At 62.8% G+C, this 20,024-nt stretch carries 22 protein-coding genes; 8 read left to right on the plus strand and 14 right to left on the minus strand.

The window, feature by feature from the left end; translation table 11 throughout:
• Positions 1–43 precede the first annotated feature (43 nt).
• Positions 44–1,567, plus strand: a complete 1,524-nt coding sequence (locus RAM60_RS05230; protein ID WP_369025284.1) for a tetratricopeptide repeat protein — start codon at positions 44–46, stop codon at positions 1,565–1,567.
• Between the two features lie 83 nt (positions 1,568–1,650).
• Here RAM60_RS05230 and RAM60_RS05235 read toward each other — a convergent pair whose 3' ends face one another.
• The 13 genes from RAM60_RS05235 to RAM60_RS05295 all read right to left on the minus strand — a co-directional run bounded on the left by RAM60_RS05235 (position 1,651) and on the right by RAM60_RS05295 (position 9,356).
• Entirely contained in the window at positions 1,651–2,373 is a 723-nt protein-coding gene (locus tag RAM60_RS05235; RefSeq protein ID WP_369025283.1) for a cistern family PEP-CTERM protein, read from the minus strand.
• A 138-nt stretch (positions 2,374–2,511) separates the two neighbouring features.
• Entirely contained in the window at positions 2,512–3,081 is a 570-nt protein-coding gene (gene pth / locus RAM60_RS05240; RefSeq protein WP_369025282.1) for an aminoacyl-tRNA hydrolase, read from the minus strand.
• 14 nt (positions 3,082–3,095) lie between these two features.
• Positions 3,096–3,596, minus strand: coding sequence for an AAA family ATPase (locus RAM60_RS05245; RefSeq protein WP_369025281.1), 501 nt, complete (start codon positions 3,594–3,596; stop codon positions 3,096–3,098).
• A 12-nt stretch (positions 3,597–3,608) separates the two neighbouring features.
• A complete protein-coding gene (locus tag RAM60_RS05250) occupies positions 3,609–4,025 on the minus strand; it encodes a DUF1330 domain-containing protein (RefSeq protein WP_369025280.1) in 417 nt (138 codons plus the stop codon).
• 80 nt (positions 4,026–4,105) lie between these two features.
• Positions 4,106–4,792, minus strand: a complete 687-nt coding sequence (locus tag RAM60_RS05255) for a 50S ribosomal protein L25/general stress protein Ctc (RefSeq protein ID WP_369025279.1) — start codon at positions 4,790–4,792, stop codon at positions 4,106–4,108.
• Between the two features lie 152 nt (positions 4,793–4,944).
• Positions 4,945–5,835, minus strand: coding sequence for a TraB/GumN family protein (locus RAM60_RS05260; protein WP_369025278.1), 891 nt, complete (start codon positions 5,833–5,835; stop codon positions 4,945–4,947).
• A gap of 19 nt (positions 5,836–5,854) precedes the next feature.
• Positions 5,855–6,787 carry a TraB/GumN family protein gene (locus RAM60_RS05265; protein WP_369025277.1) on the minus strand — a complete coding sequence of 311 codons (933 nt, stop codon included), beginning with the start codon at positions 6,785–6,787 and terminating at the stop codon, positions 5,855–5,857.
• Positions 6,788–6,847: 60 nt separating this feature from the next.
• Positions 6,848–7,501 carry a hypothetical protein gene (locus RAM60_RS05270; RefSeq protein WP_369025276.1) on the minus strand — a complete coding sequence of 218 codons (654 nt, stop codon included), beginning with the start codon at positions 7,499–7,501 and terminating at the stop codon, positions 6,848–6,850.
• Positions 7,488–7,682 (minus strand): helix-turn-helix transcriptional regulator, encoded by a 195-nt coding sequence (locus tag RAM60_RS05275; protein WP_200983754.1) that lies wholly within the window; start codon positions 7,680–7,682, stop codon positions 7,488–7,490. The genes RAM60_RS05270 and RAM60_RS05275 overlap by 14 nt, the downstream gene beginning before the upstream one ends.
• A complete protein-coding gene (locus RAM60_RS05280) occupies positions 7,679–8,185 on the minus strand; it encodes a hypothetical protein (protein ID WP_510640296.1) in 507 nt (168 codons plus the stop codon). Before RAM60_RS05280 ends, RAM60_RS05275 begins: the two co-directional genes overlap by 4 nt.
• Positions 8,186–8,187: 2 nt before the next feature.
• Positions 8,188–8,562, minus strand: a complete 375-nt coding sequence (locus RAM60_RS05285) for a hypothetical protein (RefSeq protein WP_369025275.1) — start codon at positions 8,560–8,562, stop codon at positions 8,188–8,190.
• Between the two features lie 16 nt (positions 8,563–8,578).
• Entirely contained in the window at positions 8,579–8,974 is a 396-nt protein-coding gene (locus tag RAM60_RS05290) for a hypothetical protein (RefSeq protein ID WP_369025274.1), read from the minus strand.
• Between the two features lie 61 nt (positions 8,975–9,035).
• Complete coding sequence (locus RAM60_RS05295; protein ID WP_369025273.1) at positions 9,036–9,356, minus strand: UrcA family protein; 321 nt, start codon at positions 9,354–9,356, stop codon at positions 9,036–9,038.
• A 193-nt stretch (positions 9,357–9,549) separates the two neighbouring features.
• On the opposite strand from RAM60_RS05295, the gene RAM60_RS05300 reads away from it, so the two are divergent.
• Genes RAM60_RS05300 through ppdK form a run of 3 tightly spaced genes read left to right on the plus strand, consistent with a single transcriptional unit; the run spans position 9,550 to position 15,329 of the window.
• Positions 9,550–10,449 carry a glycine--tRNA ligase subunit alpha gene (locus tag RAM60_RS05300; protein WP_369025272.1) on the plus strand — a complete coding sequence of 300 codons (900 nt, stop codon included), beginning with the start codon at positions 9,550–9,552 and terminating at the stop codon, positions 10,447–10,449.
• A complete protein-coding gene (gene glyS, locus RAM60_RS05305) occupies positions 10,446–12,605 on the plus strand; it encodes a glycine--tRNA ligase subunit beta (protein WP_369025271.1) in 2,160 nt (719 codons plus the stop codon). The genes RAM60_RS05300 and glyS overlap by 4 nt, the downstream gene beginning before the upstream one ends.
• A 57-nt stretch (positions 12,606–12,662) precedes the next feature.
• Entirely contained in the window at positions 12,663–15,329 is a 2,667-nt protein-coding gene (ppdK, locus tag RAM60_RS05310) for a pyruvate, phosphate dikinase (RefSeq protein ID WP_369025270.1), read from the plus strand.
• Here the strand turns inward: ppdK and RAM60_RS05315 are convergent.
• Positions 15,326–16,030, minus strand: coding sequence for a class I SAM-dependent methyltransferase (locus RAM60_RS05315; RefSeq protein ID WP_369025269.1), 705 nt, complete (start codon positions 16,028–16,030; stop codon positions 15,326–15,328). The genes ppdK and RAM60_RS05315 overlap by 4 nt on opposite strands.
• A 123-nt stretch (positions 16,031–16,153) precedes the next feature.
• Here RAM60_RS05315 and RAM60_RS05320 point away from each other — a divergent pair, with 123 nt between their 5' ends.
• The 4 genes from RAM60_RS05320 to RAM60_RS05335 all read left to right on the plus strand — a co-directional run bounded on the left by RAM60_RS05320 (position 16,154) and on the right by RAM60_RS05335 (position 19,973).
• Positions 16,154–16,912, plus strand: a complete 759-nt coding sequence (locus tag RAM60_RS05320) for a double zinc ribbon domain-containing protein (RefSeq protein ID WP_510640300.1) — start codon at positions 16,154–16,156, stop codon at positions 16,910–16,912.
• Between the two features lie 383 nt (positions 16,913–17,295).
• Positions 17,296–17,628, plus strand: a complete 333-nt coding sequence (gene hisI / locus RAM60_RS05325; protein ID WP_369026136.1) for a phosphoribosyl-AMP cyclohydrolase — start codon at positions 17,296–17,298, stop codon at positions 17,626–17,628.
• A 32-nt stretch (positions 17,629–17,660) separates the two neighbouring features.
• Complete coding sequence (locus tag RAM60_RS05330) at positions 17,661–18,116, plus strand: MerR family transcriptional regulator (RefSeq protein WP_200983764.1); 456 nt, start codon at positions 17,661–17,663, stop codon at positions 18,114–18,116.
• A 51-nt stretch (positions 18,117–18,167) separates the two neighbouring features.
• On the plus strand, positions 18,168–19,973 hold the full coding sequence (locus tag RAM60_RS05335) for an acyl-CoA dehydrogenase C-terminal domain-containing protein (RefSeq protein ID WP_369025267.1): 1,806 nt from the start codon (positions 18,168–18,170) through the stop codon (positions 19,971–19,973).
• Positions 19,974–20,024 lie beyond the last annotated feature (51 nt).

Below are 20,024 nucleotides of genomic sequence, written 5' to 3' on the forward strand. Positions count from 1 at the left end.
GTGCTTTCATCAATGGTTTATTCTCTCGTGGTAGGCGTAAACCATGATCCGCAATCGACTGCTTTCCACCACGATCCTGATAGCCGCGGCGCTGTCCGCATGCTCGCCGAGCCCGGAGACGAGCTTTGCCAATGGACGCGAAGCATTCGCCGCCAATGATTACCGCGGGGCGCGTGTCGCACTGATCAGTGGGCTACGCGAAAAACCCGATGACCATGAAATGCGCGTGCTTCTGGCGCGGACCCAGATTGCGCTCGGCGATGGTGAAGGTGCCACATCTACGCTGGCAAAGTTGCCAAAGGAAATGACGGATCGCCCGGACGTGGCTGCTGTGGCTGGTGAGGCCGAAGTACTGCGCGGTCAGTACGACAAGGGCATTGCCCTGGTCGACGGGCTGGAAACGGCCGCTGCCGACCGGGTTCGCGCTCTGGCTTATGTCGGGCTAGGCGAGGTCGACAAGGCTGCAGAGGCGTTTGCAGCCGGTGCCGACCGTGCAGCGCCAGATGCTTCGCTGCTGGCTTCCTACGCCCGCTTCTCGCTGCTGCAGGGTGAGGCTGCCAAAGCCGACGCATTGGTGGGCAGGGCGCTCAAGCTCGACCCGCGAATGGTCGAGGCTCACCTGGTCCGTGCCGACATGCGCCTGACGCGAAACGAATTGCCCGGCGCGCTCGCATCGTTCGATCGCGTGCTCGAGCTGCATCCCGCCAATTTCGACGGGCGCGTTGGCAAGGCGGAAGTGCTGATCTCGCTTGGACGCCTCAAGGATGCTGAACCGCTGGTGGCGACCCTTTCGGAGGAAGCACCAGACGAGCAATCGGTCATCTTCCTGACCGCAAGGCTGGCAGGGAAGCAAGGCGACTGGGCCAAGGTCCGGACCATCCTCCAGCCTTACGAAAACGAGTTGCGAGGTAACCCGGTTGCTACGGCGCTCTATGGTCGTTCGCTCATTGAACTCGACCAGCCGGCAGTTGCGTTGGGAGTTTTGCAGCCTGCGCTCAAACGCCACGGCGGATCGCGCGCGCTGAGGCGTCTTGTTGCGCGGGCACAGCTGGCATCACGCGACCCTGCGGGGGCGCTCGTCACGATCCGTCCGCTTGCAAGCAGACCCGATGCCACGCCCGAGGAACTGAAGCTGGCCAGTCTTGCAGCCAAGGGCGCTGGGAGCGAAGGCGCGGCATCGTTCGAAAAGCGTCTCAGCACACCCTCGCCCGAATGGATCGGCGGTGAATTGGCAAAAGCCGATCGCGCACTCCGCAACCGGCAGTGGAGCGATGCGGAGGCTCTCTATCAGAGCATCCTGACGCGGACCGGCGGCGAAAACGCGATGGTTCTCAACAATCTTGCCTTTGCCAAGCAGCAACTGGGCAAGGATAGCGAGGCGCTTGACATGGCGCTTCGTGCAGTCAAGCTGGAGCCGGACAACGCCTCGATCCTCGACACCGCAGGCTGGATGCTGGTCCAGTCCGGCTCGAAGGCCCGCGGTCTGGAAATGCTAAGGCGCGCAGCGAAACTCGATCCGGACAATCGCACGATCGCCCGTCATCTGGGACAGGCCGAGGCGAGCTAGGCACCAAACATCGGCACGAAAAGGAAGCGGCGCGTGATCGAAACCACGCGCCGCCGAATGCGCTTGAATTGTATGGCCCGCGATCAGGCGTAGGCTACGCGAACCTTTGTCGCTGCCTGCCGACGTCCACGGGCGCCGAAGGCAATGGCGAGGACAGCCATGCCGAACAGCAGGACCATGCCCGGCTCGGGGACGTCGTTGCCGCCCGACGAGCTGGTCGAGGTGATCTGGCGACCGCTGGCCGAGGTTACGCCGTCGATACCGCTGATCGACTGGTAGCGGACGAAGAAGTCGTCGAGGGTCAGACTTGCAGGCGCAGTGCCGAAGCTGAGGCTCAGCGTGCCGGTCCCGGTCGCACCATCGTAGACGCCGCCCGAACCGCCACCTGCGCAGCTTCCGGTGCTCTGGGCCTGGAAGCAGACGTCCACGTTGCCAATGCCGTTCGGATAGTTCGAATCGGTGTTGGTGAAGCGATAGGTGCCGGTGCTGGTCGCCGCATCGATGTCAGGATCGGTGTTGAACGCGAAACCCGAGACGCGCGAGGTGATACCGTCACCGCTCGCGCCGGTGTTGGTCAGCGAGTAGTCGAATGTATAGATGCCATTCTGAATACCGGTGAGCGTCAGTGTAAGCGATGAGTTCAGGCCGTCCAGCGACGGTCCGCCGTTGACGAAGCCGTCGAAATCGATGGTGAAGCTGTCACCGATCGAGCCGGAATCGAGCAGGATGGGCTCCGCAATTGCCGGAGTGGCGGTAGCCAGTCCGATGAATGCCATGGCTCCGGTGATGAATCGCTTAAAGTTCACAATTGCCCCCAAATCGGAATGACTTGCCTGATTTGCAGGTTCCGAAGTGTCACGTCCTTAGTGGCATTGCCAGCGCGCAGTCGGGTGTGTGTCAAAGGGGAACAAGCCGCTGGAAGGATGCTAACCGCTCGCGAGTGGTCAGTCCTGCAGGCGCAACGCCAGTTCACTCATGAAACGGGCATCGTCTCCCCGAGCGAGCCATTCGGCTTCCGCACCGATAGCCGCCAGCATGTCGGCAAGGTCGTCCATTTCCGACTTGGCATAATTGCCTAGCACGTGGCCTGTCACTCGCTCCTTGTCGCCGGGATGGCCGATGCCAATCCGTACCCGCCGAAAATCCGGCCCGAGGTGCTGGTTGATGCTGCGCAGGCCGTTATGCCCGGCCAGTCCGCCCCCGGTGCGGACCTTGACCTTGAACGGGGCAAGGTCGAGCTCGTCATGGAACACTGTCAGGGCGTCGACATCCAGCTTGTAGAAGCGCAGTGCCTCGCTCACCGAACGGCCGCTCTCGTTCATGTAGGTTGCGGGTTTAAGCAGAAGGATCTTCTGGTTGCCGATCCGGCCTTCCTGCACCCAGCCCGAAAACTTCTTCTGGACCGGGCCGAAATCGTACATCTCCGCCAGCAGGTCGCAGACCATGAAACCGACATTGTGCCGGTGGAGCGCATATTGCGGTCCGGGATTTCCGAGGCCAGTCCAGATTTGCATGCGCGGCTGCTAGCTCAAGCGAGCGCGTCGAGAAAGGCCTGCGCCTCTGAAGGGCGACGGAATCGAGCGATCCGACCGGGGAAGGCCCCGAGACGACGTTCTAGTACCGGCGTTTTCACGCGGCGAAAGACGGCGACGTAGTGGAGAAATTCGAGATCGAAGCGTTCGGGACACCCGGGCGGGGCATCGGGACGGACGGTTCCGTGTAGTGTCGTGATGCGCTTCACCAGGCGCCAGAGACACAGCAATGTCGGATAGTCGAGCAGGATCGCCGTGTCGGCCAGGGCGAGCCTGCGATCCATGCTGCCGCCGTAATTGCCGTCGATGATCCAGCTGTCCCCTGCAAGCAGCGTGTCGAGCTTGGCATCCCAGTCTGCCGGATCGGGTTCGGTCCAGCCTGGCAGGTGGTAGTGTGCGTCAAGGTGGATCAGGGGAAGGCCGCTGCGCTGCGCAAGGGCGCGAGCGAAGGTCGACTTTCCCGCCCCTGGCGAGCCGATGACGAGGACGCGCTTCACGATCTTGCGAGGTCAGGCTGTAGGCCAGATCGGCAACAGCCTCGAGTCCGCGACCGCAGCGGTCCGATGGCAAGTGATGCGCTGGGCTTCGGGATCGGATGCGAAGGCGAGGAAGCTCTGCTGGTTCGCTTGTCGTACGAGGACGACGTAGTCCCAAGCCTCCTCAACCGGACCGATCAGGAATTCGTCCGCACTGCCCGAAAACAAAACCTCACCCCCACTGGCCACAAGCAAGGGCTCGAGCTCGTCCATGTAAATGCGATAGGCCTGTTCGCCTGTCACTCCGCCGTCCGGTTCCAGCGCGGGTGCGTGCGAGTAATCGGCACGCTCGCGGAAGCGCAGCAGGTTGAGCATCACGACGGCCCCGGATTTCGGGTTGCCGAAAAAGCGTGCTCCCTGTTCGGGCGTTACTTCCAGGTATTCTGCCATGACGTGCCCTCCATAAAAGCAAAACGCCGGCCCCTCTCGGGACCGGCGCTTCATGAAGCCCGCGAAGGGTGGGGCAGGGACTACTCCGCGCCGCCTTCTTCTTCGGTGGTTTCTTCTTCTTCGGCTTCGTCAGCAGCCTGGGCGCTGGCGGGTACCGAAGCGGCGTCGGCCGACGAAGTGTCGCCTTCTGCCTTCTTGAGTGCCGAGGGAGCGACCAGCGTGGCGATGGTGAAGTCGCGATCGGTGATCGCGCTCTCGCTGCCGGCGGGCAGGGTCACTTCGCTGATGTGGATCGAATCGCCCACATCCTTGCCGGTGACGTCGATCTCGATTTCGCTCGGGATCTTGTCGGCTTCGCAGATGAGGTCGAGCTCGTGACGGACGATGTTCAGAACGCCGCCCTTCTTGAGGCCCGGGCTCTTCTCTTCGTTGGCGAACACGACAGGGACGTTCACTTCGACCTTCGCGCCCTTTGCAAGGCGGAGGAAGTCGACGTGTTCCGGGCGGTCGCTCACGGGATGGACAGCGACGTCCTTGGGAAGCGTGCGGACCTTCTTGCCACCGATCTCGATTTCGACGATCGAGTTCATGAAGTGGCCGGTGCCGAGCTGGCGAACCAGTTCCTTGGCTTCCACGTGAATCAGTGTGGGTTCTTCCTTGCCGCCGTAAATCACGGCAGGGACGCGGCCATCGCGGCGCAGTTGACGGGAGGCTCCCTTGCCAGCCCGTTCGCGCGCCTCGGCCGGCAGGGTCAGAGCGTCGCTCATCTGTATTGCCTTTCGAATGCGTTTGAATGCTTCGGTCCGCCACGCCTCCAGGGATGACCATGACGCCGAAGGGCGCGCCATTAGGGGGAAGGGGGACAAAAGGCAAGCCTTGGTGTGCAGGGCCGGAAATCCCGCCCCAGAGCTGAGCCAGGCTATTGCGTCCTTGCCACGCTGTATCCGCGGGCCTCGAGCATTGCCGCAAGACCATCGGGTCCGCCCATGTGGCCGGCGCCCACTGCGACGAGCGGTTTCTCGGGGCGTGCCAATATGGTCGCCAGTTTCGCGGCCCAGTCGTGATTGCGCCGTACCAGCAGTGCCTCGCGCAGTTCCGGATCGGCGAGCATTCCACCGTCGGCAGTGCGGGATAACGCATCCACATCGCCGCGCAGCCAATCGCGGGCGAGACGGTCGTCTTCCGAGGTTCCGCCGATGATCTCGTCTATCACCGCCTGCAACAGGTCGCGTTGTTCGGTCTCGGGCAGGGTGTCGAAAATCGAAAGTTGCCTTTGCGCGCCTTCCAGTTCCTCGACACTCCGGCCCCTGAAGTCGGCCAGCAGGGCCAGATCGGCACCATTGCCCCCGTCGCCGTCCTGTGCGGCCTGGGCGAGGGCAAGGGCGGCGGCCCATGTCTCCATCGTGTCGAGGTCGCTTTCGGCAATACTCGCCTTGTCGAGGACTGCATCGAGCTTTTCCCTGTAGGCAGGAGTTACGCGGCTGCGGATTTTGCCTTGCGGACCGTCGAACGCCAGCCTGCGGAATTGCGCTGCCATTGCCGCTCCATCCGCGAGATTGCCGACCTCGACGACCAGCAGGTCGGCCTCGTCGATCGCGGACTGCAGCCGGGCAGTACGCCATCTGGTTCCTTCAGGCAGGGCATGGATCGTTCCGAAGAGCCAGCCTTCAACTTTGCCCGAACCATCGCGGATTTCCCACAGGGCCGGTTGCGAGCCAGCCTCGGCAAACTCCTTGTCCTTCTTGCCGCACCCGGCAAGCAGCAGTGTCCCGAAAAGGACACCGAAGATCGCTTTCGCCAGCGGGTTCATGCGCTCACGGATCGCAGGCCTACTGGACCCGCTCGACCCGGAATCCGCGCTGCGTGAGATAATACTGGACGCTCTTTTCCCCGGCGAGATGGCCTGCGCCGACCGCGACGAACACAGCGCCGGGCTTGTCCATGCGATTGTCAATCCACTCTGCCCACTTCGCATTGCGGTTATAAAGTAGGATGTTGGTCAGAACGGGATCGGTCAGGCCCTCGTTTAGGAGAGCTGCGAGGCCGTCTGCATCGCCTTCCATCCATTCGGCGACCATCTTGTCCATCATCGGCGAGACGGATTCGATATTCTCCGCAGAGGACATCAGGAAAGAGATCTGCGATTGCATCGGGAGCTGGTCGAACATGTCGATCTGGAAACCTATGGTCTCCAGTGCATCGCGCGTTACCTGCGGAGACAGATCCTTTTCGATGACCTTCTCGACACCGGAGTCCATGTCGTAACCAGCCTTGAGCAAAGGCAGCATTGCCAGTGTCATGCCCGCGAACCATGGTTCAAAGCGGTCGAATGCGTCGACCGGCAGGCCCAGCTTCGACATCGCGGTTTCGTACGAAACGCGCTGGTCGGCATCGAGCAGGTCGCGCATAGTCTTGTCACCGCTCAGCATCGCCTTGGCAGCTATCATCTGCTGGGAAGACGGATCGGTAATCGCGTCCCCGGGGATCTCAGTCACCAGAGTGCTCGAATACTCCAGCGCCTGCTCGACGGGGCCCACCCGCCACTTGACCTCGCGCGGCAGGGCGTGGACGGTGCCGAAGAGGTAGATGGTCGTGTCCTCGTCCGCGAGCATCCACAGGGCCGGGCCAGACGGCTCCTCCGGGTTCTCGACAGCAGCTGCCGGAACGGGGGCAACATCGGAGACTGCATCCTGCGCCTGAGCGGCAGCACCCTGGAAGAGCAGGGAAAAGCAGGCAGCAGTACCGAGAAGGACACGTTTCATGTTCGGGTAAATCCGTGGAATTCAATCTACTTGATAGGTTGCCCGTGGCCCAAGACAAGATCAGCCATGCTGGCGTTTCCAAAGATTTGCCAGATTTACGCCCACTAGCGTTACGATAAAGAGGATCATGACGTCTGGTCGCGGCAGGAATCCGCCACGCCAGGCGAGCCACCAGACGGGCGCCACAAAGTAGAACAGCTGTCCGCCGACCATGAAGCCGAAGTCGTTGGCGCTGCGCATGAAGTCGTCCGAATTGCGACGCACAAGGAATATCAGCAGCGGTATGGCGATGCACCACACCGCCAGCATGGGCAGGACAACGCTGCCGGGCAGAGCCGCATTGCTGAACAGATCGAGACGTTCGCCATTGGGTCCGCGATGCGCAATCAACGGGTATCCGGCCAGCGGTCCCAGCAGGGCTATTCCCACCAGGATCCAGCGCATCCTGATACCGCGCGCAGTGCGGGGCTCACCCATGGTGAAATCGGGCGCAGTACGCCAGAAGATGCGGCCCACGAAGATCGAGGCGATCACGATAGCGGCGATGACCAGCCAGTCGAGCGGACCGTCGGCCTTGCGGGCAAGAATGATCGGAAGAATGGCAAAAGGCAGGAAGAGGCCAAGGCCAACCGCCCACAGCAAGAGGTTGCGCCAATAGCGGGCAGAACCCGGCACGACCTCGCCAGGGGCATCCGACAGGTCAGTTTTCGTCATCGAATATTTCCTCAATTGGCATGTCGAACAGCCGCGCGATGCGGAAGGCGAGGGGCAGGGAGGGATCGTGCTTGCCCGTCTCGATCGCGTTGACTGCCTGACGCGACACGTCGAGATGCATGGCCAGCTCCGCCTGGCTCCACTCCCGTTCGGCACGAAGGACGCGGAGGCGGTTCTTCATCGGCTGTCCTTCCAGCGCAGGAACTGGAAGATCCCGACGAAGGAAAGCATGTAAAGGAACCAAACTCTCCGGAGCACTAGTTCGGGTCGCATTTCGCTGAGATAGAAGGCGTTATAGAACTCGCGGTAGAAGTCCGGAGCACGCAAGTCGGTGTTCACGAAGATGCCTCCCAGTACCCACGGCCCGATGAGGAGGAAGGGTGGTATTAACGCCGCCCCGTAGGCCATCACCCGCAAGCTGCGCTTCACCAGCCCCTCGGCGTAATCGTCGCGCATGAAGCTTGCGACCATGAGGAACAGCGGGACGAAGCTATTGAAGATGATCATCACCAGCCCGCCAGCGAGATACCAGGCCGGAGCATTCTCCACGTCGTAATGGCTAACGATCCAGTCGATCAGGCCAACGACCAAAAAGAACAGACATATGTCCATCAGCCGAAAGTAGAGCCGGCTGCGGCGCGCGGTCGATTTCGCCTTCCCAGGCGATTGCGAGGCGTGTTGCATCCTCAATACCCCCTCAGTCGCGCCCAGGTGAAGGCCAGGTGAAAGGTCGCAGCGATGGCAACCAGGCCGAACACGGTGTCGTCGACATAATCCCGGGTGAACGAGACGATGCTGGCGAATAGCCAAAGCCCGGTCACGCACAGCGTCCAGCGCGCGGCGAAATAGACAAGGCTTTGGAAATACTCGTCCTGCCGACCGATAAAGGCGAGGCCGATCAGCGAGCCTGCGGTGAAGCCTCCGGCCAACGCCTCGACATGGTCATAGAAACCAAAAATCTTACCGGTGAGGAGGAGCAGCGAAGAGCCCAGTCCGACCCACATCATCTTCATGGTGAAGCCGCGGTCGTCGACGGTCATGGCATTGGGGTTGTACGGCATTTTGACGGCCTCCAGATCAATACGTGCCGCGGATGCGGGCCCAGGTGTGGGCGACGAAGAATGCGGTGTAGGCAACCGCAGGACCTGCGCTCGCAGGAAAGTCCATGTTGTCTTCGACCCCGGCTAGGCCATCGATGAACCCTTCCATGGCGGGGCCGAACAATTCCCAGGCAATCAGCGCGATGAAGGCCGCACCGGCCCCCGCGCGCCAGAGTGCGGCGACGTATTCGTCGGCATTGCGGGTCACGAACAGCACGAGCACGGTGAGGACGAAGAGCATGCCCCAGATCGTGCCGACAGTGCCCGACAAAACGTCGGCCTTGCGTGCCCACATGAAGGCAATGGCGACCACGCCGACCCAGCCTGCGGCGAGGTGGAGCGATGAGCGGGAGATCTTCGGGGCAGTCGGCATGTCTCTACTCACGTTGCCGCCCGGCCGGGATGTTGGGTCCCGGTCCGGGCGGAAGTTGTTTTCAGGCGCCAGAGTCTTCGCTGACCGCGCTCGAGAGGCGGAAGTTCGGAGTTTTCGCGATGGCGACGGCCACGCCGGCGCGGGCGGCCTTGCGCAGCTCGGCGCGGCACTGGCGCTGGTCGGAGAGCGACGCGCCATCGCGGGCATCATTGTCGCAGGCTTCGCGGATCGTCCGCTCGACTCGATTGTCGAGACGCAGCTGGTCGACGGGATCGGCTAGATTAAGGTCGCGGGTTTCGATGGTGATTGACATGGCTTCATCGGCCATCGCCTGCGAGGGAACGAGTGCGAGAGCGGCGAACAGGAAAGCGATCTTCTTCATGACAATTCTCCAGTTGGATGTAGGGTCCAGTGGTGAGGTCAACCTTCCGGTGTGTCAGGTTGTCCTGACTATATGTCGCGATTCGCTGACTATGTCAACAATACCTGACACGATGTCTGGATAACCTGTCATTTTCTGCCTTGCTGCATAGCGGCATTGACGCATTTTCGCGCATCCGCCAAAGCCCCGCGCCATGGACCGCAATCCGCAAAAATCATTCCAGGACATGATCCTCGCACTCCACGATTTCTGGAGCGCGAAGGGGTGCCTTATCCTCCAGCCCTATGACATGCGCATGGGGGCAGGGACCTTCCACACCGCGACTACCCTGCGCGCACTCGGGCCGGAGCCGTGGAACGCGGCCTTCGTCCAGCCCTGCCGCCGTCCAACCGACGGTCGCTATGGCGAGAACCCGAACCGGCTGCAGCACTATTACCAGTACCAGGTGATCCTGAAGCCGAGCCCGCCCGATATCCAGGACTGGTATCTCGAAAGCCTGCGCGTCATCGGCATCGACCCGCTGAAGCATGACATCCGCTTCGTCGAGGACGACTGGGAAAGCCCTACGCTGGGCGCCTGGGGTCTGGGCTGGGAAGTCTGGTGCGACGGGATGGAAGTCACCCAGTTCACCTATTTCCAGCAGATGGGCGGTTTCGACTGCAAGCCCGTCGCGGGCGAACTGACCTACGGACTCGAACGCCTCGCGATGTACATCCAGGGCGTCGACAATGTGTACGACCTAGATTTCAACGGGCATGGCGTCACCTATGGCGACGTCTTCCTCGAGAACGAGAAGCAGATGTCGAAGTGGAACTTCGAGGTCGCCGAGACGGACGCGCTATTCGACCTGTTCAACAAGGCCGAAGCCGAGTGCAAGAACGCGCTTGCAAACGAGGTCCCTATCGCTGCCTACGAACAGGCGGTCGAGGCGAGCCACATCTTCAACCTGCTGCAGGCCCGCGGCGTGATCAGCGTTCAGGAACGCGCGAGCTACATGGGCCGCGTTCGCGACCTCGCGCGCGGAAGCTGCGAGGCGCACATGGCCAAGGAAGCCGCCGCCTGGGCCGAGAAATATCCGGAGTGGTCGGCATGAGCGACTTCCTCCTCGAACTGCTCAGCGAAGAAATCCCCGCGCGGATGCAGGTTGGCGCTCGCGAAGAACTGGAACGCCTGTTCCGCCGCGAGATGGAAGCCGCGGGCGTCAGCGTCGGCGAAATCACCGTCTGGTCGACCCCGCGCCGCCTTGCGCTGATCGCCCGCGGACTTCCCGATGCCACGCAGGCGGTGAGCGAGGAAGCCAAGGGTCCGCCCGAGGGCGCTCCCGATGCCGCGATCGACGGCTTCTGCCGCAAGAACGGCGTTACCCGCGATCAGCTCGAACTGCGCGATGTGAAGGGCCGCAACACCTGGTTCGCAGTGATTGAAAAGCCGGGTCGTGCGACGAAGGATGTGCTCGCCGAAGCGATCCCGGCGATCATCCGCGACTTTAGCTGGCCCAAGTCGATGCGCTGGGGTGCAGCCTCGCTCTCGACCGAGAGCCTGCGGTGGGTGCGCCCGCTGTCGGGCATCGTTGCCCTACTGGGTGATGAGGTGGTCGAGTGCGAGGTGCATGGTGTCACTTCGGGCGCGGTCACGCTCGGCCACCGCTTCCATCATTCGGGCGACATCACCATCGGCAATGCTGACGACTACGCGGTCAAGCTGCGCGCCGGCCATGCGATCGTCGACCATGCCGAACGGCAGGACATAATCCGCTCAGGCGCGGCCAAGGTTGCCGCGGACGCCGGCCTCAAGCTGGTCGAGGACGAGGGGCTGGTGATCGAGAACGCGGGCCTTACCGAATGGCCGGTGCCGCTGCTCGGCCGTTTCGACGAGGCCTTCCTCGATGTGCCGCCGGAGGTCATCCAGCTCACCGCGCGCGTGAACCAGAAATACTTCGTTTGCGAGGACAGCGCTGGAAAGCTCGCCAACGCCTTCGTCTGCACCGCCAACATCGAGGCCGCGGATGGCGGCGCGGCGATCGTGGACGGCAACCGCAAGGTCCTCGCGGCGCGTCTCTCCGATGCGCGGTTCTTCTGGGAGCAGGATCGCAAGACGCCGCTCGCCCAGCAGGCGCGAAAGCTGTCGCGCATCACCTTCCACGAAAAGCTCGGCACCCTGGACGACAAGGTCGACCGCGTCGCCAAGCTCGCCGACTGGCTCGTCTTCGACGCCAAGGCACCCAATGGCGACCACAAGCTGGCCCGCATGGCGGCGGAGCTGTCGAAAGCAGATCTCGTCACTGAAATGGTTGGCGAGTTTCCCGAGCTTCAGGGGCTGATGGGGGGATACTACGCGCGCGCCGAGGGTCTGCCGGAAGAAGTCGCCGACGCGATCCGCGATCACTACAAGCCGGTCGGGGCCAGCGATGAGGTACCGACAGCGCCGACCACGGTTGCAGTCAGCCTTGCTGATAAGCTCGACAATCTCTTGAGCTTCTTCAAGATCGACATCCTGCCGACCGGCTCGAAGGATCCATTTGCCCTTCGTCGCGCCGCGCTCGGTTACCTTCGCCTGGTCCAGGCGAACAATTTGAAGCTCGAACTCGACCAGGTGGTGCACGCATGGGCGAGCAAGCCGCTTCCCGCGCTGGCGGAAAAGCTGGCCGACTTCCTGCTCGACCGCCTGGCCGTCCAGCTGCGCGACGAAGGCGTGCGCCACGATTACATCCAGGCATCGCGTGCCTGGCAAGGGCGGACGGACATGCGCGTGGACCGGGTCGAGGCCCGCGCGCGCGCGCTAACTTCGTTCATGGACACCGACGACGGCGCGAACCTCCTCGCCGGCTACAAGCGCGCGGCCAACATCCTCAAGAAGGAAGACTGGCACGGCATCGAGGGTGAGATCAGCCGCACGGGCGAGGAAGACCCGCTGGCGCTGGTCGACGATCCCGACATGAAGGCAGTGATCGACGCCAAAATGGCCGAGCGCCATGCGCGCGACCTTTCCTACACGCCGGAACCTGCCGAAAAGGCGCTGATGGACGCTCTCGCCACCGCTCAGCCGCAGGCCGCCAAGGCCATCGCCGCCGAGGATTTCGCCGCCGCCATGGCTGCGCTTGCCTCGCTGCGCGCGCCGATCGACCGCTTCTTCGATGAAGTGACGGTAAATGCGGATGAAGAAAACAAGCGGGCAAACCGGCTCGACCTGCTTGCGACCTTCCGTGCTGCAGTGCACAAAGTTGCGGACTTCAGCCGGATCGAAGGCTGATCCGTTTCATTCGCATGGACCCTGTTCCATGTGTTCCATCCTGTAGGGACTGCCCTGATGAGTAACGACACGGTCTTCACCTTCGGCGGGAATGCTCCGCATTCGAATGCACGGCAGAAGGACAAGACCGTCGTCGGCGGCAAGGGTGCCAATCTGGCGGAGATGGCCAGCATCGGCTTGCCGGTTCCCCCGGGCTTCACCATCGCGACCGAAGAGTGCCTCAAGTACCTCGAACAGGGCGCGGATTTCTCCGACAAGCTGCGCGCCGATGTCGCAGAAGCACTGGCTCACGTCGAGCGCACGGTGGGCAAGGGCTTTGGCGATGCGGCCGATCCGCTCCTCGTCTCGGTCCGGTCGGGCGCGGCCGTCTCAATGCCGGGAATGATGGATACCGTCCTCAATCTCGGCCTGAATGACGAGACGGTGGAAGGCCTCGCCGCGACCTCTGGCGACGAACGCTTCGCCTGGGACAGCTATCGCCGCTTCATCCAGATGTATTCCGACGTGGTGCTCGGCGTCGACCATGGCCTGTTCGAGGAAGCGCTCGAAATCGCCAAGGAAGACAATGACTATTACGCCGACACCGAAATGTTGGCGGATGACTGGAAGTCGCTGGTCGCCGAGTACAAGCGCATTGTCACCGAAGAGCACGACGCGCCGTTCCCGCAGGACCCGAACGAACAGCTGTGGGGCGCCATCCGCGCCGTCTTCGACAGCTGGGACAGCGAGCGCGCCAAGGTCTATCGTCGCCTTAACGACATCCCGCACGACATGGGCACGGCGGTGAATGTGCAGGCCATGGTGTTCGGCAACATGGGGGAAACCAGCGCCACCGGCGTTGCTTTCACACGCGACCCTTCGACCGGCGAGCGCGCCTATTACGGCGAGTGGCTGGTCAATGCGCAGGGCGAGGATGTCGTCGCCGGTATCCGCACCCCGCAGTACCTCACCAAGGCCGCGCGGGAAGCGGCCAACGCCAAGCCGTTGAGCATGGAAGAGGCCATGCCCGAGGCCTATGCCGAACTGGCGCGCGTCTTCGACCTGCTCGAGCGGCACTACCGCGACATGCAGGACATCGAGTTTACCGTGCAGCAGGGCAAGCTGTGGATGCTCCAGACGCGCAGCGGCAAGCGCACGGCCAAGGCGGCGCTCAAGATGGCGGTCGAAATGGTCGGCGAGGGGCTGGTCGACGAAAAGACCGCGATCCTGCGTGTCGATCCCATGGCGCTCGACCAGCTGCTCCACCCGACTCTCGATCCCAATGCGCCGCGCGATGTGCTCACCAGCGGCTTGCCCGCGTCTCCTGGTGCGGCGAGCGGCAAGATCGTGCTCGACGCCGATACTGCCGAAGTCTGGGCCAATCGCGGCGAGAAGGTCATCCTTGTCCGGGTCGAGACTTCTCCTGAAGACATTCACGGCATGCATGCCGCCGTCGGCATCCTGACCGCGCGCGGTGGCATGACCAGCCACGCCGCCGTGGTCGCACGCGGCATGGGCCGTCCTTGTGTTTCGGGTGCCTCGCAAGTTTCGATCGCCCGCGAAGGCCGCGTCCTGACCATCGGCAATCGCGAGCTGAAGGAAGGCGACACCATCACCATCGACGGCTCCAACGGGCAGGTCATGGCGGGCGAAGTCGCGACCATCGAACCCGAGCTCGCCGGCGATTTCGGTGTCCTCATGGAATGGGCCGACAAGCATCGCCGGATGCGGGTTCGTACCAATGCGGAGACCGAGGCGGACTGCCGCATGGCGCGTCAGTTCGGGGCCGAGGGTATCGGCCTCTGCCGCACCGAGCACATGTTCTTCGATGCCGACCGCATCAGCCTTGTGCGCCAGATGATCCTCGCCGAGAACGAAGCCGGGCGACGTGCGGCACTCGACAGGCTGCTGCCCGAACAGCGTGGCGACTTCGTGAAAATCTTCGAAGTCATGGTCGGCCTGCCGTGCACGATCCGCCTGCTCGATCCGCCCCTCCACGAATTTCTGCCACACGAGGATGCGGACTTCGTCGAACTGGCCAATGCCACGGGCCGCGATGTCGACCAGCTAAAGCGCAGGGCAGGGGAGTTGCACGAGTTCAACCCGATGCTCGGTCATCGTGGTTGCCGCCTCGGCATCACCTATCCCGAGATCTACGAAATGCAGGCCCGCGCGATTTTCGAAGCGGCGTGTGAAGTGGCCAGGGCGTCGGGCGAGGCTCCGGTGCCGGAGATCATGATCCCGCTAGTCGCGACCAGGCGTGAACTCGAAATCCTTAAGGGCGTGGTCGACAAGGCTGCCAAGGAAGTGTTCGCGGCATCGGGTACGGCCATCGAATACCTCGTCGGCACCATGATCGAACTGCCGCGTGCGGCACTCATGGCGGGCGAAATCGCCGAGGTGGGCGAGTTCTTCAGCTTCGGTACCAACGACCTCACGCAGACCACGCTCGGCGTCAGTCGTGACGATGCGGGGCGCTTCCTCACGGCCTATGTCGAGAAAGGCATCTTCGCGCGCGACCCCTTCGTCAGCCTCGACGTGGATGGCGTCGGCCAGCTGGTGGAGATTGCCGCAGAGCGTGGGCGGGCAACTCGTGCTGGCATCAAGCTCGGCATCTGTGGTGAACACGGTGGCGATCCGGCCAGCATCGCTTTCTGCGAGAAGACGGGTCTCGACTACGTCAGCGCTTCGCCGTATCGCGTGCCGATTGCCAGGCTGGCGGCGGCGCAAGCCAGTCTGCGCTAGTCTTTCCAGCCAGTTAGGGTCAGAACCTCGAAGACTTCGAGGACTCTGCCGTGCTTGTTGGCTCCCTTGAGGAAAGCCTCCCGAGCACGCTGCAATTCGTCTTTCCCAAGAGCCGAGGCAGGTCGGGCGAGAACATTGCCCAGACCCTGGTCGCGGAGGTCCGAAATGAGCTTGTCCATCGTCGGGAAGGCGACGGTGAGGCTCCGGCTGTCCACGACCTGGCGCTTGAACAGTGCACGCTGGAGAAGCGCCGATGCGGCGGCATTGTCGACCAGCGGGTGCATCCGCGGTTCGGGCCGCTCTGGCTGGGCCGCGATCATGGCCGAACGCAGATTGGCTAGGCTGCCTGCCCCGATCAGGCTCGCAATGAAGAGACCGTCAGGAGCAAGCGCATTGCGAATGTGGAGGAGGGCGCCGGGAAGGTCGTTGACCCGGTCGAGCGAGGCGAGGCTGACGATGAGGTCGTAAGGCGGGCCGCCTATCGGCAATTCCTCATCGAGACTGGCGACGTCGCGCTCATCGACATGGGCGCCTCGTCCTCGCAGCGACAATGCCAAGGTCGAGGTGATGTCGCCCACGACAAGTGCGCGCTTCGGTTCGAAACGCATGAATTCCAGCCGCTCGAGCACATCCTCGACCATGTCGTCGAAGACGTAGCGCGCAGCGTCGCGCTGCGACTGCCTGACCCGTGCGCGCCTCAAAGCTGCGATCCGACGAGTGCGAGAGAATATGCGGGGAGGGGCCGAATTCGCCATGTCGTCCGCCCTGCCGCTCTTGCTCTTCGCACGCAAGCGCGGCAGCAAGCACCAATGTCGAAAAGTCGCATGATTTCCGAGAGTCTCGCGCCGCTTCTCGATTTCGTTTATCCGCCCCGCTGCGCCGCATGTGGTGAGGCCATCGGGGCTCATGGCGGACTGTGCACCGATTGCTGGGGCGACCTGGTCATCCCGTCGGGTCCTTCCTGCGCAAGTTGCCAGAGGCCCTTCGGCGATACCGGACCGGCAGAGGGAGGCATCTGCGCTCCATGCCTCGCCAGTCCGCCGAAACACGCCGGCATCCATGCCGGGACTCTCTACACGCAGACCTCGCGAAAGCTCATCCTGGCGTTCAAGCACGGAGGGAGGATTGCCCTTGCACCGATGCTTGCCCGATTGATCGCCGCGCGCCTTCCGCATCCCGATCCCGAAACAGTGATAGTGCCCGTGCCGCTGCATCGGCGCCGGTTGTGGAGCCGCGGATACAACCAGGCAGCCTTGCTGGGAAAGGAACTGGAAAAGCTTGGTCACGGTCGCCTGCTTGTCGATGCGCTACAGCGCACCAGGCCGACGCCGAGTCTCGGTGGTCTGGGTGCCAAGGCGCGCAACAAGGCGCTGACAGGCGCGATTTCGGTGACCGGCAGTGCAAGGGGCAAGATTGGCGGACGCGATGTCCTGCTGGTCGACGATGTGCTTACCAGCGGGGCGACGAGCGCCGCCTGCGTAAGGGAATTGATGAAGGCCGGTGCCACGAGCGTGCGAATCGCGTGCTTCTCGCGCGTCCTCGATGAAGCGATCGACATTTCGCGCTCCAGCGCTGCCAAGTGAAACGCCCGGGTCCTTTCGGACCCGGGCGCCACGTGACGAATATTACCGGACCCATCTTTCGATGACGGTGCGGCCCCCCAGCAGCACCTAGTCCATCCCTCATCGTTTCCGGATGCGCCGTGCAAACCCTCAACACGGCAGCGTATCCGGGACCCCCATGAACCTGGCGCTCTGATGGCACCGCTGCTCCGGTGGACAGGCCTCACTTGCCTGCGAAGACCAATGTTCAACAAACTTACTGTTGTTGGAATATTGATTCCGATCCGGCGTCGATTTTGACTAGCATTTGTGGTTATCGTGCAACAAGCACCAAGCACTTCTGCAACGCACAATAAGGAAGCCTCGTGGACGAAAAACTGGCCCGAGAGGTCGGCACCGACTTCATGCCGAAGTTCGACGACAAGGGTTTGCTGACCGCAGTCGTTACTGATGCGAACGACGGTTCGGTTCTCATGGTGGCTTTCATGGACGCCGAAGCGCTCGAGGCGACTCGCGCTTCGGGGGAGGCTCACTTCCATTCGCGATCGCGCGGGCGCCTGTGGAAAAAGGGTGAGAGTTCGGGGAACGTGCTCAAGGTGGTCGAGATGCTTGTCGACTGCGACCAGGACGCGATTGTGTTGCGCTGTTCGCCCGCAGGTCCGACCTGTCATACCGGGGCCACAAGTTGCTTCTACCGCGTCCTTGACGGTGACACTCTCCACCGCGTCAAGTCTTGACGCTTACGTAAACGTTCGGCTATTGGGTCGGCATGACACAGCCGCTGCCCAGCAACCTCCCGCACGCCGACACCGACCGTCGCCACGCGGGCGCGCATCTCGATCGTCCGGACAAGCTCGACCGGGAGCAGTACTCGATTTCGGACCTGACCAGCGAGTTTGACTGTACCGCGCGCGCGCTGCGCTTCTACGAGGACGAGGGGCTGATTGCGCCGTCGCGCATCGGCCTGACCCGCATCTATTCGAAGCGTGACCGGGCGCGCCTGGCGTGGATCATGCGCGCCAAGAATGTCGGGTTCTCGCTGACCGAAATTCGCGAGATGATCGACCTCTACGATCTCGACGACGGGCGGCAGGAACAGCGCCGCGTCACGATCGAGAAGTGCAGGACGCACATTGCCAAGCTCAAGGCCCAGCGCGCCGACATCGACAGCTCCATCAAGGAACTGACCGAGTTCGTGACGCTTGTTGAGACGCAGCTCGACTGATTTGCCTCCCCGGCGGGAAACCGACCGAAACCAATACCAAGGACACACAAGATGCCCACCTATACCGCGCCGACCCGCGACACGCGTTTTATCGTCAATGAGGTGATCGACCTCGCCAGCTACGGCAACCTGCCTGGTTTCGAGATGGCGACGCCCGATGTTACCGACGCGGTGATCGATGAAGGGGGTCGTTTCTGTGCCGAGGTACTGGCGCCGATCAACCAGTCGGGCGATCAGGAGGGTTGCACGCGCCACCCCGACGGCTCTGTAACCACGCCCAAGGGCTTCAAGGAAGCTTTCGACCAGTTCCGCGCAGCGGGCTGGGGCACGCTTTCGGCGCCGGAGGAGTTTGGCGGGCAGGGCATGCCGCACGTCCTAGGCATGGTCATGGAAGAGTTCATCTCCAGCGCGAACCAGGCCTTTGGCATGTACCCTGGCCTCACCAATGGCGCGGTCTCGGCGCTGATCGCCAAGGGTTCGCAGGAGCAGAAGGAGAAGTATCTCCACAAGATGATCTCCAACGAATGGACCGGCACCATGAACCTGACCGAGCCGCACTGCGGCACGGACCTCGGCATGATCCGGACCAAGGCGGAGCCCCAGGGCGATGGCAGCTATGCCATCACGGGTACCAAGATTTTCATCTCCGCCGGCGAACACGACATGGCCGAGAACATCATCCACCTCGTGCTGGCCAAGACGCCCGGCGCGCCCGACAGCACCAAGGGCATTTCGCTGTTCGTGGTGCCGAAGTTCCTCGTCAATGACGACGGCTCGCTGGGCGAGCGCAATGGCGTGATGTGCGGCTCGATCGAACACAAGATGGGCATCCACGCGAACTCGACCTGCGTGCTCAACTACGACGGCGCCAAGGGCTGGCTCGTGGGCGAGGAAAACAAGGGTCTCGCCGCCATGTTCATCATGATGAACGCTGCGCGCCTAGGTGTCGGTATCCAGGGCCTGTCGCAGGCCGAAGCCGCCTACCAGAACGCAGTCGCCTATGCGCTCGACCGTCGCCAGGGCAGGGCACTTACCGGTCCCGCCGATCCCAATGCGCAGGCCGACCCGATCTTCGTCCACCCGGACGTGCGCCGTATGCTCATGGACGCCAAGGCCTTCACCGAAGGCATGCGGGCTCTGTGCTTGTGGGGCGCCCTGCTGGTCGACCTCAGCCACAAGGCACCGACCGAAGAGGAACGCGCCCAGGCAGATGCGATGATCGGCCTGCTGACCCCCGTCATCAAGGGCTATGGCACCGACAAGGGCTATGACGTTGCAACCAACATGCAGCAGGTCTTCGGCGGCCACGGCTACATCGAGGAATGGGGCATGAGCCAGTTCGTGCGCGATGCCCGTATCGCCATGATCTACGAAGGCACCAATGGCGTGCAGGCAATGGACCTGTGCGGCCGCAAGCTCGCCCAGGGCGGCGGCGCGGCGATCCAGGCGTTCTTCAAGGCTGTCGGAGACGACATTGCAGCTGCTAAGGGTGACGAGACCCTTGGCCCGCTCGCAGAAGCGCTCGAAAAGGCGCTTGGCCAGCACCAGGCATCGACCATGTGGTTCATGCAGAACGCGATGCAGAACCCCAACCACCTCGGGGCCGGCGCGCATCACTACATGCACATCATGGGCATCGTGACGCTGGGCTGGATGTGGCTGCGCATGGCCAAGGTGGCGCAGGCAGCGCTGGCCAATGGCACCGGCGACAAGGCTTTCTACGAAGCCAAGCTCGCCACCGCGCGCTATTACATGGACCGCTTCCTGCCCGACGCCGGCGCGCTGCGCCGCAAGCTCGAAAGCGGCGCCGACAGCATGATGGCACTGGGAGCCGAGGCATTCGCCACGGCTGCCTGAAGTCAGCACGAAATCGATGGAAGGGCCCGGGCGTAGATCCCGGGCCTTTTT

The organism is Qipengyuania sp. RANM35, from assembly GCF_041021145.2.
GTDB lineage: Bacteria > Pseudomonadota > Alphaproteobacteria > Sphingomonadales > Sphingomonadaceae > Qipengyuania > Qipengyuania soli.